13 protein-coding genes are annotated in these 14,366 nt (G+C 74.3%); 4 read left to right on the plus strand and 9 right to left on the minus strand.

Features of this window, described 5'->3' with window-relative positions:
* Positions 1 to 20: 20 nt before the first annotated feature.
* Together AC5L3Z_RS17635 and AC5L3Z_RS17640 are read right to left on the minus strand one after the other, a co-directional pair.
* Positions 21 to 2,813: a LuxR C-terminal-related transcriptional regulator gene (locus AC5L3Z_RS17635; RefSeq protein ID WP_494843344.1), complete on the minus strand. Its 2,793-nt coding sequence runs from the start codon at positions 2,811 to 2,813 to the stop codon at positions 21 to 23.
* Positions 2,814 to 2,936: 123 nt separating this feature from the next.
* On the minus strand, positions 2,937 to 3,818 hold the full coding sequence (locus AC5L3Z_RS17640; RefSeq protein WP_494843346.1) for a phytanoyl-CoA dioxygenase family protein: 882 nt from the start codon (positions 3,816 to 3,818) through the stop codon (positions 2,937 to 2,939).
* 96 nt (positions 3,819 to 3,914) lie between these two features.
* Between AC5L3Z_RS17640 and AC5L3Z_RS17645 the strand changes: the two genes are divergently transcribed.
* The gene (locus AC5L3Z_RS17645) at positions 3,915 to 4,775 is read left to right on the plus strand and encodes a helix-turn-helix transcriptional regulator (RefSeq protein ID WP_494843348.1); all 861 of its coding nucleotides are present in this window, start codon (positions 3,915 to 3,917) and stop codon (positions 4,773 to 4,775) included.
* A gap of 111 nt (positions 4,776 to 4,886) precedes the next feature.
* On the opposite strand, the gene AC5L3Z_RS17650 is transcribed toward AC5L3Z_RS17645, so the two are convergent.
* Positions 4,887 to 5,888 (minus strand): LacI family DNA-binding transcriptional regulator, encoded by a 1,002-nt coding sequence (locus AC5L3Z_RS17650; protein WP_494843723.1) that lies wholly within the window; start codon positions 5,886 to 5,888, stop codon positions 4,887 to 4,889.
* Positions 5,889 to 6,004: 116 nt separating this feature from the next.
* Between AC5L3Z_RS17650 and AC5L3Z_RS17655 the strand changes: the two genes are divergently transcribed.
* Entirely contained in the window at positions 6,005 to 7,345 is a 1,341-nt protein-coding gene (locus AC5L3Z_RS17655) for a GH1 family beta-glucosidase (protein WP_494843350.1), read from the plus strand.
* Here AC5L3Z_RS17655 and AC5L3Z_RS17660 read toward each other — a convergent pair.
* The 4 genes from AC5L3Z_RS17660 to AC5L3Z_RS17675 form a co-directional block, all read right to left on the minus strand.
* Entirely contained in the window at positions 7,303 to 7,692 is a 390-nt protein-coding gene (locus tag AC5L3Z_RS17660; protein ID WP_494843352.1) for a hypothetical protein, read from the minus strand. The genes AC5L3Z_RS17655 and AC5L3Z_RS17660 overlap by 43 nt on opposite strands.
* Before the next feature lie 155 nt (positions 7,693 to 7,847).
* Positions 7,848 to 8,750: a hypothetical protein gene (locus tag AC5L3Z_RS17665; protein ID WP_494843354.1), complete on the minus strand. Its 903-nt coding sequence runs from the start codon at positions 8,748 to 8,750 to the stop codon at positions 7,848 to 7,850.
* 180 nt (positions 8,751 to 8,930) lie between these two features.
* Positions 8,931 to 9,398 (minus strand): hypothetical protein, encoded by a 468-nt coding sequence (locus tag AC5L3Z_RS17670; protein WP_494843356.1) that lies wholly within the window; start codon positions 9,396 to 9,398, stop codon positions 8,931 to 8,933.
* 188 nt (positions 9,399 to 9,586) lie between these two features.
* A complete protein-coding gene (locus tag AC5L3Z_RS17675) occupies positions 9,587 to 10,093 on the minus strand; it encodes an ABC transporter substrate-binding protein (RefSeq protein WP_494843357.1) in 507 nt (168 codons plus the stop codon).
* Positions 10,094 to 10,238: 145 nt separating this feature from the next.
* On the opposite strand from AC5L3Z_RS17675, the gene AC5L3Z_RS17680 reads away from it, so the two are divergent.
* Positions 10,239 to 11,561, plus strand: a complete 1,323-nt coding sequence (locus AC5L3Z_RS17680; RefSeq protein WP_494843358.1) for an MFS transporter — start codon at positions 10,239 to 10,241, stop codon at positions 11,559 to 11,561.
* Between the two features lie 42 nt (positions 11,562 to 11,603).
* Here the strand turns inward: AC5L3Z_RS17680 and AC5L3Z_RS17685 are convergent, their stop codons facing one another.
* Complete coding sequence (locus tag AC5L3Z_RS17685) at positions 11,604 to 12,347, minus strand: ABC transporter permease (RefSeq protein ID WP_494843359.1); 744 nt, start codon at positions 12,345 to 12,347, stop codon at positions 11,604 to 11,606.
* Between the two features lie 108 nt (positions 12,348 to 12,455).
* Here AC5L3Z_RS17685 and AC5L3Z_RS17690 point away from each other — a divergent pair, with 108 nt between their 5' ends.
* The gene (locus AC5L3Z_RS17690) at positions 12,456 to 13,718 is read left to right on the plus strand and encodes a PP2C family protein-serine/threonine phosphatase (RefSeq protein WP_494843360.1); all 1,263 of its coding nucleotides are present in this window, start codon (positions 12,456 to 12,458) and stop codon (positions 13,716 to 13,718) included.
* Between the two features lie 41 nt (positions 13,719 to 13,759).
* Here the strand turns inward: AC5L3Z_RS17690 and AC5L3Z_RS17695 are convergent, their stop codons facing one another.
* The gene (locus tag AC5L3Z_RS17695; RefSeq protein WP_494843362.1) at positions 13,760 to 14,212 is read right to left on the minus strand and encodes a MarR family winged helix-turn-helix transcriptional regulator; all 453 of its coding nucleotides are present in this window, start codon (positions 14,210 to 14,212) and stop codon (positions 13,760 to 13,762) included.
* Between the last annotated feature and the right edge of the window lie 154 nt (positions 14,213 to 14,366).

The raw sequence follows: 14,366 nt of genomic DNA on the forward strand, positions 1-14,366 counted from the left end.
CGGTACGTAGGGGTACCTATCTAATGCCCGGGCAGCGCCACCCGGTGCCGGGAATCCGCGCCCAGCTTGCGCAGCACGTTGGCGACGTGATGCTCCACCGTGCGGGGCGACAGGAACAGCACCTCGGCGATCTGCCGGTTGGTCCGCCCCAGGGTGAGCAGCCGGGCCACCTCCTGCTCCCGGGGGGAGAGCCCGACGCCGTACCCGCGCCGGCCCCGCCGCTGCGCCGGGGCGGCACCGTGGCTGCGGGCGAGCCGGTGAGCGCGGGCGGCGTCGTAGACCGCGCCCAGGGCGGCGAAGCGCTCCGCCGCGGCGACGAGCCCGTCCGCGGCCGGCTCGCCCCGGGCCAGGGCGCAGCGCGCCGACGCCTCTGCGGCCTGGGCCGCGTCGTACGGCGTCGGCAGGGCGGCGAACGCGTCCTCGGCGGCGCGGTACCACTCGCCCGCCGCGACCAGCTCGCCGGCCTGCTCGGCCACCGACGCCCGGCACATGAGCAGGGTGGCGGCGGTGTACGGGCAGTCCTTGCCCGCGGTCCCGTCGCGGAGATCGGCCACGACCCGACGTGCCTGGTCCAGGTGCCCGGACCGGTGCAGGGCGGTGACCGCGGCCTGGGCCAGCTCCCCGTGCCAGACCCAGGTTCCCTTCACCCGCGCGGTGTCCAGGGCGTTCAGCGCGTGGGCCGCGACCGTGTCGGCGCCCTGGGCGAGCAGCACCCGGGTGTGGGCCGCCGCGGCCGCGGCGACCTGGGGCGCGGAGCCGTCGGCCGCGCTGCGCAGCACCGGCATGTCCAGGTACCGGGCCGCCTCCTCCCACTCGCCACGGGCGATGGCCAGCCGCCCCAGCACCAGCCGGGCGTCACCGGCGATCAGCGGCATGTCCCGGGCCTCCATCGCCACCTGGGCGGCCCGCTCCGCGAGGCCGTGCCAGTTGCCCGTGGCGTAGTCCAGCAGCAGGCCGCTGGCCCGCGCGGAGATGGCCTGGTACGAGGCGCCCGCGTCGGCGGCCACCCGCAGCGCCTCCCGCAGGTAACGCCCCGCCCGCTCGTGGTGGCCCAACCAGACGCACGAGTCGGCCAGGTTGCCGTAGGCGCGGGCCACCTGCTGGCGCTGCCCGACCGTGTCCAGATGCCCGGTGAGCTGTTCGGCCAGCGACCACGTCTCCGGCTCGCCGAGCTGGGCGAGCAGCGAGAGCCGGTTGACGAAGACCGCGGTGGACAGGGCCGGGTCGCGCCCGCGCGCGGCGGCCTGCTCCGCCTGCCCGACCCACCAGCGATGCTCGTCGACGTGCCGGGTGCCCCAGTACGGCATGCCGAGCGCCGCCATCCCCCGCGCCGCCAGCGCCGGCCGACGGCGCAGCTCGCCCACCGCCCGGGTGATCTCGGCGCAGCCCCGCTCCGCGAGCCCGGCCTGGTTCATCAGCAACAGGCCCAGGGCGAGGCGGAGCTCGCCCCGACTGCCCGCCGGCAGGTGCGGGTCCTGGAGGATCTGCTCCAGCAGCGCCTGGGTCTCGCGGTAGCCGAGGCCGGTGAGCGCCACCCGGCCCAGCTTCAGCGCGAGCCGGGTGCGGGCCGGCCCGGTGACCATCGGGTCGGCCAGCGCCTCGCGCAGCAGCCCGACGGCCCGTGGGGTTTCTCCGGCGGCGACCGCCCGGTCCGCCGACGCCTCGGTGAACCGCAGCACGCGCTCGGGGTCGCCCACCGCGCGGCTGTGCCGCAGCAGGTCGGGCAGCGGCCGGTCGGGGGTGCCGTCGTCGAGTACCCGCAGCGCCGCCAGGTGCAGGCGACGCCGTTCCGGGCCGGGGATCGTCCGGTACACGGCCAGCGCGGCCAGCCCGCTGGCGAAGCCGTACCGGTCGACCGCGACCTCCGCCAGCACACCGGCGTCCAGGGCGTGGCGCAGGGCGTGCCGGACCGCGCCTTCCCGGAGCCCGCCGACCCGGCGCAGCGTCGGCTCACCGGCCGGCACCTCCAGCACGGCGGCGACCCGCGCGACCTGCCGCGCCGCCGGGGGCAGGGCGGCCAGCCGGGCCGCGTACAGCTCCCGGACCGGCAACGGCACCGGGACGGTGGGCGGCAGGCGCAGGCCCTCCCCCGCCGTCGAGGCGTCGGCGGGCCGCGGTTCCAGCGCCTGACAGAGCTGCGTGACGAGCAGTGGATTACCGGCGGTCAGCCGGTGCAGGTCGGCGGCGACGGCCGCCGGCACCGGGCGACCGGTGAGCGCCCGGGCCAGCTCCGCCACCTCGGCCGCGCCGAGCGGCGGCAGCTCCAGCACCGCCGTGCGGACCGTCGGGGGCGGACGCCAGGGGCGGCCGAAGACCGGCGTCGGCATCTCCTCCGACCGGTAGGCCACGACGAGCAGCAGCCCGGGCGGTGGGGCGGCGGCCAGGCAACCGAGCAGCTCGCGGGAGCGCTCGTCGGCGTACTGGAGATCGTCCACCACCAGGGTCAGCGCTCCGGTGGCCAGCAGCGCCTCGCGCAGCAGCCGCAGGGTGGCCTGTCCGCCGCCGCCCGGAGCCGTCGACGTCGCGCCCGCCGGCCGGGAGCCACCGAGGGGCGCCGCCGATCCGGTCCGCGGGCCCCGCCCACCCTGGCCGCCCACCGCCGCGAGGATGTCGGTGACGAGGGCGTACGGCGACGGGTCCAGCGCCGGACACGTCACGGCCACGACCGGCGCCGGCGGATCGGCGAGGGCCCGGAAGATCAGGGTCGTCTTGCCCGCTCCGGCGGGGCCGGCCACGAGGAGCACGGCCGGACTCGCGCGGACCACGGCGGCGGCGATCCGCAACTCCACTTCCCGCCCGACGAAAGCCGGCATCCCGCACCCACGTCACCTCGGCGCCGCATGAAAGGGTGCCGCCCACCCTAATCGTCGATCCGGGGACAGCCAATCGCTCCGGCGCGCTCGTCACCGCCGGTGGTGCCCGGAGCGCGCCGAAGGCTATCGGGCGCAGCCGCCGTCCCGGTCGGGCCGGACCAGCGGTTCGGAGGCGTCGGCATATCCCTTGTGGGCGTACGGGTCCCGGCCGGCGACCATGACCACGTCCCGGTAGTCCCACTTGCCGATGTGCGTGCCGGCCGGCGGCACGAACCACGGCAGCAGCGACTCCGCGCTCATGTAGTGGTTGACCAGGGCCCGCCGCAGGCCGCGCGGGCCGCGGTTGGGCAGTGACCGGTGCAGGAGGTAGCCGTTGAAGAAGACGATCGAGCCGGCGGCCACCGGCACCGGTACGGCGTCCTCGTCGCGGAACGGGAAGTCGTACGCCTCGCTGGTGCAGTCGAAGCGGGCGTCGTCGTGCTCGCGGTCGGGATAGAGCACGCCCGGCCGGTGCGAGCCGGGCAGGACCCAGAGGCATCCGTTGTCGACGGTGGCGTCGTCGAGGGCGATCCACGCCGCGGTCAGCGAGCGGTCCCGGGTGGGGATGAAGAACTCGTCCTGGTGCCAGGCCTGGCCGGGTCTTCCCTCGCCCTTGGTGAAGAGCATGGACTGCATGGCCTTCACGTTCGGTCCGACGACGGCGGTGAGGACCGGGACGATCGCCGGATGCGCCAGCATGTCGTGCATCGGGCGGGACAGCTTGTGCGGGAAGTGGATGCAGGCGTGCCGGCGGATCACCTCCTCGTCGGAGTCGAGGGGGTCGGCAGGGCGCAGGCCGGGCACCGGCCCGCGTTCGCCCCGGCAGATGCGCAGGGCCTCGTGGCGCAGGCGTCGGACCGCGGCCGCGTCGAGCGCGTCGGGGAGCACGACGTAGCCGTCGGTGTGGAATCGCCCGGCCAGTTCGCGCTGGGCGGGGGAGATGGATGACGCCATGATGGCAGCCATGGTGCGCTCCTCTCGGCTCGCGGAGATGCGGCAAGCATGCTGGCCGTACCGGCTACCTGACCATGGAGCTTCCTGCCCCGGGCATGGACGATCCTGATGTGGACGGGCGCCGAGGTGGTGGTCAGGGCGGGGCCCTCGGTGGTCGGCTACCCGCCCGGTTCGCGCTACGGGCCCCGGCGGCTCACCGACTTCGAGCTGGTCTGGCTGCTCGCCGGTGAGGCGCGGTGGAGCTGGCGCCACGCGGGGCAGCGCGGCGAGCTGGAGCTGCGCCCGGGTCAGCTGGTGCTCGCCCGGCCGGGCGTCCACGACGAGTTCCGGTGGAGCACCCGGCGGCCCACCCGCCACGGCTACGTCCACTTCACCCTGCCGGTCGACGCCGACCGGGTCGCCTGGCCGTGGCGGCGCCGGCTGACCGCTCAGGATCCGATCGACGCCCTGCTGCGCTACCTGCTCTGGCTGGGCGGACACCACGGCGCCACCCATCCCCGGGTGGCGCAGGTGGTCGGCGCGGTGGTGGACCTGTTCGTCCACGGCCCGATCGAGGAGCCGCCACCGGTGGAGCACGGGCCGGTCGACCGGCTGCTCGACGCGGTGGCCGTGGCCTGGGCCGCCGGACCACGGCCGGTCTCCCTGACCGAGCTGGGCCGGGCCTGCGCCACGTCACCGGCCCACCTGTCCCGCACGTTCACCGCCCGGTACGGCACCTCGGTGGGCGTCGCGCTGGAGCTGGTCCGGCTGACCCTCGCCGCCGACCTGCTCAACCGCAGTGACCTGAGCGTCGGCCAGGTCGCCCGCGGCGTCGGGTTCGACGATCCGCTGTACTTCTCCCGGCGGTTCCGGCTGCGCTTCGGGCTGGCGCCCTCGGCGTGGCGGGCCGGCGGCCGGGATCCACGGGTGCTGCTCGACCGGTGGGGGCTGGGGCCGCTCGCCTGGCGGCTGACGGAGCGGCACAGTTGAGAGCTCGCCCTGCCGCCCCGCCGTGTGGCACCGCCCGGAGCGCGTCCGGCAGTCGAGGATGACCGCCCCCACCGCGCCCCGGCGCTGACCGGGCGGGGGCGGGCGTAGCGGTCAACGCGGCGCGGCGGTGCTGTCCCGCACCACCAACGAGGTGGCCAGCTCGATGCGCAGATCCTGCACGTGCCCGCCCTCCATCTGCCGCAGCAGCAGGTGCACCGCCTCGGCCGCCATCGCCGCCAGCGGCTGGCGCACGGTGGTCAGCCTCGGGCTCACCCAGCCGGCCATCGGCACGTCGTCGAACCCGACCAGCGAGACGTCGCCCGGCACGTCCAGGCCCCGTTCCCGGCAGGCCCGCAGGGCACCGAGCGCCTGATCGTCGTTGCCGCAGAAGATGGCGGTGGGGGCGTCCGGCAGGTCCAGCAGCGCCAGCGCGTGCTGACGACCGCCGGCCTCGGTGAAGTCACCGAACCGGACCAGGCCGGGGTCCGGCCGGATGCCGTGAGCCGCCAGAGCGGCCCGCCACCCGTCGATCCGGGCCCGCGTGCACCAGAAGTCCTCCGGCCCGCCGATGACGGCGATCCGCCGGTGACCCAGCCCGGCCAGGTGCTCGGTCGCGCTCAGCCCGCCCTGCCAGTTGGTGACGCCGACGCTGGGCAGCCCCGCGGCCGGCTCGCCGAGCGGATCGAGCAGCACCACCGGCACGCCGCAGCTGGTCAGCCGCTCCTCCACCACCGTGCCGAGCGGGTCGACCACGGCGATGAGCCCTTCGGTGCCACGGGTCAGCATCAGCTCCAGCCAGTCGCTGCCGGTGCGGCGGACCTTCGAGGTGGAGAGGACCACGCTCAGGTCGGCTTCGGCGGCGGTCTCGACCACCGCCCGGGCCACCTCGTCGGCCCAGGGGCTGCGCAGGTCCGCCAGGAGCAGGTCGATGACGCCCGTCCCGCGCACGCTCCGGCTGATCTCGTAGCCGTACTTCTCGAGCAGGCCGGTGACCCGCTCCCGGGTCCGCTCCGCCACGTCGAAGCGGCCCCGGAGCACCTTCGACACCGTCGGCGCCGAGACACCCGCCTCGGTCGCGATGGCGGCGAGGGTCGGGCGGGTCGGGCGGTGCATGGCCACGCCACCCCTCCTCTCGAGGGTCGCAGGCGGCGACCCTGGTTGTTCGTTCGGCACGGGCAGCATAGGCTCAAACTTCGATCGAAGGAGTTTCGATCGAGTGAGGAGGGCCGATGTTCCGCTTTCCGCACGGCTTCGTCTGGGGTACCGCGACGGCCGCGTACCAGATCGAGGGAGCGGTCGCCGAGGACGGTCGTACCCCCTCCATCTGGGACGTGTTCAGCGCCCGGCCCGACAAGGTGCGCAACGGCGACACCGGCGCGATCGCCTGCGACCACTACCACCGCGTCGAGGAGGACCTGGACCTCATCGCCCAGCTCGGCGTCGACGCCTACCGGTTCTCCGTGGCCTGGCCCCGGGTGATGGACGACGCCGGCCAGGTCAACCAGAAGGGGCTGGACTTCTACCGCCGACTCGTCGACGGCCTGCACCGGCGCGGGGTGCGGCCGTTCGTCACGCTCTACCACTGGGACCTGCCGCAGTCCCTGGAGGACCGCGGCGGCTGGACCGCCCGGGACACCGCCCTGCGCTACGTCGACTACGCGCACGTGGTCCACGAGGCGCTCGCCGGTCAGGTCCAGCACTTCACGACCTTCAACGAGCCCTGGGTCTCCGCCTGGTGCGGGTACGACCTGGGCGTCCACGCCCCCGGGCACACCGACGCCGCGATGGCGCTCGCCGCCACCCACCACCTCCTGCTGGCCCATGGCCTGGCCGCCGCCCGGCTGCGCGAGGGCGAGGCGTCGACCCGCGTCGGCATCACGCTCAACCTGTCGCCCTGCGTGCCGGCCAGCGACACCGAGGCCGACCGCGCCGCCGCACGGCGCGTCGACGGCCAGCTCAACCGCCTCTTCCTCGACCCGTTGCGCCGGGGCAGCTATCCGCAGGACGTGCTCGACCTGTACCGGGAGCACACGGACTACGCCTTCGTGCGCGACGGCGACCTGGCCACGATCAACGCGCCGCTGGACTTCCTCGGCGTCAACTACTACCGGGCCAACACGGTCGCCGCCCGGCCGGAGAGCGCCGACCCGCTCCGCGCCGACGTGCAGATCCCCCACGGGGTGCCGCTCACCGCGATGAACTGGCCGGTGCAGCCCGACGCGCTGGCGGACCTGCTGCACCGGGTCAGCGACGACTACGGTCCCGTCCCGCTCTACATCACCGAGAACGGCGCCGCCTACGACGACTACGCCGACCCCGAGGGCCGGGTGCAGGACCCGCAGCGCGTCGAGTTCCTCCGCGGGCACCTGCGCGCGGCGCACCGCGCCATCGAGGAGGGGGTCGACCTGCGCGGCTACTTCCTCTGGTCGCTGCTGGACAACTTCGAGTGGGCCGAGGGCTACGCCAAGCGGTTCGGCCTCGTCCACGTCGACTACCCCACGCAGCGGCGCACGCTGAAGTCGAGCGCCTACTGGTACCGGGACGTGATCGCGCGCGGCGGCCTGGACTGACCGGCGCTCCACCTAACTCGACGCGACGTACGGCTACGCCCAGGGGACCGACCGGCGAGGCGACGGCTTCGCCCGTACGGCGTGGGCCGCGGCCCGCGGCAGCGGGCCGACGCCGGTACGGCGACCGGGACGCAGCGCGGCGTGCCGCTGGCCGGGGCCGGGACCGTCCTGCGCGGCCAGGGCGTCGGCGACGACTCCGGCAGGCCGGTCAGCCGGGCCAGCACCCGGGCCGGCACGTGGGAGTCCGGCCGGCCGGTCACCCGCTGCTCCACCTTCTCCGCCGCGGTCATCACCGCCGCCCCGGCCAGGCCCGCGACCAGCCCCTGCCACACCGCACGCTTCAGCATTGCCGGGACCTACCCGCCGGTCGGGCGTTCACACCCGGCGCACGCAGCGCGACAGCCGCCCTCGTCGCCTGAATAGAGCAGTCCCCGCCACGGGTCACCAACGCCGGTCGAGCCGGCTCCGTCGGGAGCCGGCTCGACCGGAGCACCGGGACGGTTCACGCCGTCGCGCAGACGGCGTACGACGTGGCGAACCAGTTGCCGGCGAACGCGTCCTCCTCGTACGCCCCTACGGTGTCGGAGGTCGGGGCCGTGGCGGCGCCACCGTTGGGGCGGAAGTCGTCGACGACCGCCTCACCGGTCGCCCCGTCCACCTCGTAGCCGGCGCCGGTGAGCACCTTCCCAGCCGGACAGGTCGCGGTGATCCCGCGGAAGTCGGCCGAGTTGCTGGCACTCACCGCGCTGATCCGCACCAGGCCCGGCAGCGGGTTCGCGCAGATGGCGTACGCGGTCGCGTCCCAGTTCAGGCCGGTGACGTCAGCCTCGTAGGCGCCGACGTTGACGCTCGTCGGGACGGCGGCGGTGCCACCGTTGGGGCGGAAGTCGTCGACGACCGCCTCACCGGTCACCCCGACCAGCTCGTAGCCGGTGCCGGTCAGCACCTTGCCGGCCGGGCAGGCCGCGGTGATGCTGCGGAAGTCGTTGGAGTTGTTGACGCTGGTGGCGGAGACCCGCACCAGCCCGGGCACCGGGTTGGCGCAGATGGCGTACGCGGTCACCGACCAGCTCCCGGCATAGGCGTCCGCCTCGTACGCGGTCACGGTGACGGCGGTCGGCGCGACGGCGGGACCGCCGTTGGGGCGCAGGTCGTCGACCACCGCCTCACCGGTCGCCCCGTTGAGTTCGTAGCCGGTGCCGGTGAGCACCTTCCCGGCCGGACAGGTGGCGGTGGTGGTGTGGAAGTCGTTGGAGTTCGTCGCGCTGGTCGTCGTGACCCGCACCAGGCCGGGGACCGCGGCGGACGCCGGGCTCGCCGGGACGACCACCGCGGCGGCGGTGAGACCGAGCAGGAGTACGCCCGCACGGGCGCCGAACCGCCGGGATTCCTTCTGTTGACGCATGTTGCTCTCCCGTCTGTGACCCCGACGGCGGTGGGTCGACCACCTGCTGGCGGTCGCCTCTCCCGGACACCGGGGCCGATTCATTGACGGGCTTACGCTAGGTAACTCGCCGAACAGGCATTATCTCCAACTCGACTACGTCCAGTAGTCGACTGCGCATGCCGAGACGCGCTGACCGCATCAGTAGTGGGCGAGGATCTGGGTGACCGGGTGACCGAGGAGGGTGGCCACGTCGGCGAGCTCCCGGTCGTCGAGTTCGTACTTCGCACGGGTCGCGTTCAGGGCAGTCACCTCGAATCGGGCGAAGCCCACCGGCCAGTCGTAGCGGAGCGAGTCCAGCCGGACCACCGCGCCGCAGCACGGCACCGTCACGGCCAGGTCGTCGAAGCTCTCGCCCCGCTCCTCGACCAGGTCGTGGAACCACTCCAGGTCGATGTCGGCGTCGCATCGGGAGCAGGTGATCCGGGTGGTGTTCTCGCCGGCGTCGATCAGGGTGACCCGGTCGTGGAACTCGTGGTCGACCTGCTCGACCGAGTCGCCCGGGTCGGCGAAGAGCCGCGCCACGTAGGTCACGGCCGCGGCGGCGGCCTCCGGGGTCGGCTGCCAGTTCAGGTCGGTCGGGATCAGCCGGAGGTAACCGTCGCTCACGGCGCTCAGGATGCCCGACGTCGGCGTCGACGCCCACGCCGGGTGGTCACTCCTGCGGGGTGGTCCGAGTGCGACGACCGGTGCCCGCCGGGCGGATGACCCCGGCCGGGCCGCGGCGGGCAGACTCGTCGCGGCCGGAGGCACGGGCCCATCGGCAGCCTCCGCCGGCCGGTGGGCCCGCCCGGTCGTCAGCCGGCGTCGACGAACTCGCGCAGCTTGCGGCCGGCCTGTGCGCCGTCGCCGATGCTGCCCTGGCCGAGCAGGGCGGCCCGAATGTCGTCGATGATCCAGTCGACCGCAAAGGGTGAGGTGCCGAACCACAGCTCCGCGTTGACCTCGTAGACCTTGCCGCTGCTCACCGCGCCCAGCCGGGGCCAGAGCGCCGAGTCGGTGATCGGCTTCGGGTCGTACGCCCCGCCGGTCATCAGGAAGATGGCGCTGCCGTCGTGACTGCTGAGGTTCTCGGCCGACACCGGGACGAACGGCGAGGTGGCGTCGGTGGCGGCCTTCTGCGGCGCGGGGTCCAGGCCGGCGTCGCGCAGCAGGGAGCCGAGCCCGGAGCGCTCGGGCACGCTGTAGATGCCCTGGTTCTGGCTGAGCACGCTGACCGGCTTGCCGGCGAACGGGGATCCGGCGAGGTCCTTCTTGAGCGCGGCGAGATCGCCGGTGACCCGCCCGATGACGGTGTAGGCCAACCTAAGTAGTTCCGTGACCGAGCGCGGGGCCGAGCCGAGCCCTCGGGGGCATCGGCCGCCCCCGACGACGACGCCCGTGTCCGACCACCCGCGACCCGGAGACGCGAACGCCGACGGCGGTCGCGGGACTAGGCTGATCATCACCATGACCGAGTCCGGACGACGCCGTCGTACCCCGTTGCTGTTGCTCGAGGCGGCGACGTTGCTCTCCGGCATCGGCAACGGGGTGGCCATAGTGGCGCTTCCCTGGCTGGTGCTGGAGCGCACCAGCAGCGCCACCGCCGCCGGGGTGGTCGCGGCGGCCGCCGCGCTGCCGCTGCTGCTGTCCAGCCTGATCTCCGGAACGGTCGTCGACCTGCTGGGCCGGCGCCGGACCGCGCTGGTCTCCGACAGCCTCTCCGCCGTCTCGGTCGCCGCGATCCCGGTCGTCGACGCCCTGCTCGGGCTCAACCTCGGGTGGATCGTGGGGCTCGCCGTGCTCGGGGCGGTCTTCGACCCGGCCGGATTGACCGCCCGGGAGACGTTGCTGCCGGCCGCCGCGCAGGCCGCCGGCTGGCGCATCGAGCGGGCCAACGGGGTGCACGAGGCGGTGTGGGGGGTGGCCTTCCTGGTCGGCCCCGGCGTCGGCGGCGTGCTGATCGCCACGATGGGGCCGGGCCCGACCTTCTGGGTCACCGCCGTGGGTTTCGCCCTGGCGGTCCTGCTCGTCGCCGCCGTGCGAGTGCCCGGCGCCGGCCGGCCGGAACGGCCACCGGCCGGTCTGTGGCGTGGCACGGCCGAGGGTCTGCGCTTCGTCTGGCGGGATCCCCTGCTGCGGGCCATCGCGCTCATCACCATGGCCCTGGTCGCGCTCTACCTGCCGGTCGAGGGCGTCCTGCTGCCGGCGTTCTTCGTCGCCCAGGGGGAACCCGCCCGGCTCGGGGTGGTCCTGATGGCGATGAGCGCCGGGTCGGTCGTCGGCGCGCTCGCCTCCGGCGCCGCCGGCCGGCGGGTTCGTCGCCGTACCCTGATGGCGGTCGCCCTGGTGGTCACCGGCGCGGCCCTGCTGGGGCTCGCGTTCCTGCCGCCCTACCCGGCGATGCTCGGCTTCGCCGCGGTGATCGGCCTCGCCTACGGGCCGGTGAACCCGCTGTCCAACTACGCCATGCAGACCCGCACCCCCGAACGGCTGCGCGGACGGGTGGTCGGCGTGATGACCTCCTTCGCCTACGCCGCCGGCCCGGCGGGGTACCTGCTCGCCGGTCCCCTGGTGGAGTGGCTCGGGCTGCGGTCGGCCTTCCTCGTGCTGGCCTCGGCTTTGCTGCTGGCGGCGGTGATCGCCGCGCCCCTGCCGGTGCTCCGGATGCTGGACGAACCACCGCGGTACCCGCCCGCTCCGCCCGGCAGCACCTCCGGCGCGACGGAGGGGCCCGTCCCGCTGGGCGAGCAGTGGGCTCCCTCCGCACACCGGAACGCCGCCGATCAGTGACCGCCACCGGCGTCCACCGCCCTCGTCGGGTCCGGTCCCCGGTCAGGCGGGGTGGAGTCGGCCGCGGGCCACCAACTCGACGGTGAGGACGACGGCGACGGCCTCCACGGCGAGGAGTCCGACGAGCACCACCAGCTGCGTCACTCCGGCGGCGAGCGGGCTCGCCCCGCCGAGCAGCACCCCGACGAACGCGCCGGGCAGGGTCACCAGGCCCACCGTCCGGGTCTGGTCCAGTGCCGGGACCAGCGCCTGTCCGGCCGCCGGACGGCACACCAGCAGTACGGCGTCCCGGGGCAGCAGACCCAGGGCCAGGCCGGCTTCCACCTCGCCGCGCCGGATGGTCAGCTCGTCCAGCGCGCGGCGGCCGGCCAGCGAGGTGGCGGTCATCGCCCCGCCCGTCAGGATTCCCGCGACCGGGATGATCGCGATGCCGCGCAGCGGCACCAGGCCGGCCAGCAGCAGTCCCGCCACCACCAGCGCGCTGCCCGCGACGATCGGCGCGCCGGCCCACCACCCGCGCCCGCCGCCGGTGATGCGCCGGCCCGAGGTGCCCGCCGCCACCACCCACATCAGGACCACGAATGCGGCCGTGGCCCACAGCGACTCGACGATGGCCGCGATCAGCAGGGAGACGGCGCCCAACTGGACCACGGCGCGGACGGCGGCGATGACGACCTGCCGACCGTGGCCCAGCTTCCCGACGGACACGGCCAGCGCCGCCGCGAGGGTCAGCACGACCAGCGCCACACCGAGCTTGGGGCCGACCACCAGCATCGTCGAGGACATCGGGCCAGTCTCCCGCGAGGCGCCGTACCGAGCAGCCGCAGCCGGACGGACCGACCTGTCCGTCGGGGTCGCCGTGGTTGTCGGTCGCGCGGGCCTATGCTCTGCCGCGTGGACGAGAAACGGTGGAGCGGCATCGACCTGGGCAACGTGCTGCGCGCCGTCGAGAACGCCGCCCCGGTCGACGCGGTGGAGGCGATGACCCGAGGGATCGGCGTCGACCTCGGCGCGCTGTCGGTGTCGTTCCTCATCGCGGACATGAGCGGTCGGGCTCTCGTTCGGCTGGCCCACGTTCCCTTCGGAGACCCGACCGGCCGACGCCGGCAGGACGAGGACGTCGCCACCGTGCTGCCCTTCGACGGCGGACCACAGGAACAGGCGCTGCGCTCCCAGCGCGTACAGGTCCGTCCGAGCGGAAACGATCACGTCGTGATGGCGCCCGTCACGCAACGGGGCGAAGCGATCGGGCTGTTGGAGATATCGTTGCCGGCCACGCCGAACGACACCACCTTGGCCGAGATCTCCCGGGCCGCACACGCGCTGGCGTTCGTGGTGATCGCCGCCCGCCGGCACACCGACCTCTTCGAGTGGGGTCAGCGAACCACTCCGTTCACCCTCGCCGCCGAGATCCAGCGCCGGCTCCTGCCCTCCTCGTTCACCTGCGAGGCCGGCTCGTTCACCCTCGCGGCGTGGCTGGAGCCGGCGGCGACCATCGGCGGAGACACCTTCGACTACAGCCTCGCGCGCAACCTGCTGCATCTGAGCCTCACCGACGCCGTGGGCCACGGCGTACACAGTGCCCTGACTGCGACGCTCTGCGTCGGCAGCCTGCGGCACACCCGCCGCCGCGGTCACACGCTGCTCGACCAGGCCCGGGCCGCGAACTCGGCGCTGATCGAGGACCCACCCGGCGGGTTCACCTTCGCCACCGGCCTGCTCGGCCGGCTCGACCTGCGCACCGGCGTACTGGCCATGGTCAACGCCGGCCACCCCACCCCACTCCTGGTCCGCGACGGAGCCGTCCAGCCCGTCGCGCTGCCGGTCGATCCGCCGTTCGGCGTACTGCGACAGGGGAGCTACCGCACGACCGACGTCCCGCTGCGCCCCGGCGACCGGCTCGTCCTGTTGACCGACGGCATGCTGGAACGCGGCGCCGCCCACCTCGACCTGCCCGCACGGCTGCCGGACCTCACCGAGCTGCACCCCAGGGAGGTCGTCCGCGTACTCGGCGACGCCGTCCTCGACGTGGCCGGACCCACCCTGCCCGACGACGCCTGCATGCTCGTCCTCGACTGGCACGGCGACCACGGGGACGACCGCTCCACCACAGCCGGCGCCGACCCCCACCGAGCGAGCGCTATTCGGTACGCCTGAGGGCGGAAGCGGGACGGCGGGCTGGCAGACAGGGCCGAGCCTCACTCGGCCCAGGGCTGGAAGCCGGTGTCGAGGACAGCGCCGAGGGACACCCGCAGTCGGGCTGCCTCGTCGGCGCCGAACTTCTCCTCGAAGCGGACCTGCGCGCCGCGCCACAGCGGCAGCGCCGCGTCGATGCGGGTGAGGCCGTCCGGCGTGAGCGTGACGACCCTCGCGCGGCGGTCCGTCGCCGACGGCGCGATGGTCACCAGTTGCTCCCGCGCGAGCGGCTTGAGGTTGGTGGCCATCGTCGTCCGATCCATGGAGATCATGTCGGCGAGCCTGGTGATCGTCATCGCGCCGTGGGCACTGAGCTGCCGCAGGATGGTGAACTGCGTCGCACGAAGGCCGACCGGGCTGAGGGCCTTGTCGTAGGTCGCCGTGAGGTACCGGGCGGCCCGGCGCAGCGCCAGGCAGTTGCACGGATCGTCGAGGTTCGTCGGCGTAACGCTCATGATCCTCCCCTGGCCTCCGCCCACGTCCGGCGCGTCGTGCTCGCGGCTCCGAGGCGTCGCTCGCCTCGTTCGGGCATCCTGGCAGCTCCGCAAATACGAGCATATGCTCGTAACTGGCGGCGCGCCCTGCAGCCGGTCACCGTGCCGGACTCGG

The sequence above is a fragment of the Micromonospora sp. LZ37 genome (assembly GCF_059359015.1).

What these genes read in the sequence shown, in the direction of transcription:
- AC5L3Z_RS17655 (WP_494843350.1), top strand. Translation starts at nt 6,005, where the DNA reads ATGTTCCGCTTTCCGCACGGCTTCGTCTGGGGTACCGCGACGGCCGCG.
- AC5L3Z_RS17695 (WP_494843362.1), bottom strand. Translation starts at nt 14,212, where the DNA reads ATGAGCGTTACGCCGACGAACCTCGACGATCCGTGCAACTGCCTGGCG.
- AC5L3Z_RS17680 (WP_494843358.1), top strand. Translation starts at nt 10,239, where the DNA reads ATGACCGAGTCCGGACGACGCCGTCGTACCCCGTTGCTGTTGCTCGAG.
- AC5L3Z_RS17640 (WP_494843346.1), bottom strand. Translation starts at nt 3,818, where the DNA reads ATGGCTGCCATCATGGCGTCATCCATCTCCCCCGCCCAGCGCGAACTG.
- AC5L3Z_RS17635 (WP_494843344.1), bottom strand. Translation starts at nt 2,813, where the DNA reads ATGCCGGCTTTCGTCGGGCGGGAAGTGGAGTTGCGGATCGCCGCCGCC.
- AC5L3Z_RS17645 (WP_494843348.1), top strand. Translation starts at nt 3,915, where the DNA reads ATGTGGACGGGCGCCGAGGTGGTGGTCAGGGCGGGGCCCTCGGTGGTC.
- AC5L3Z_RS17660 (WP_494843352.1), bottom strand. Translation starts at nt 7,692, where the DNA reads ATGCTGAAGCGTGCGGTGTGGCAGGGGCTGGTCGCGGGCCTGGCCGGG.
- AC5L3Z_RS17685 (WP_494843359.1), bottom strand. Translation starts at nt 12,347, where the DNA reads ATGTCCTCGACGATGCTGGTGGTCGGCCCCAAGCTCGGTGTGGCGCTG.
- AC5L3Z_RS17665 (WP_494843354.1), bottom strand. Translation starts at nt 8,750, where the DNA reads ATGCGTCAACAGAAGGAATCCCGGCGGTTCGGCGCCCGTGCGGGCGTA.
- AC5L3Z_RS17650 (WP_494843723.1), bottom strand. Translation starts at nt 5,888, where the DNA reads ATGCACCGCCCGACCCGCCCGACCCTCGCCGCCATCGCGACCGAGGCG.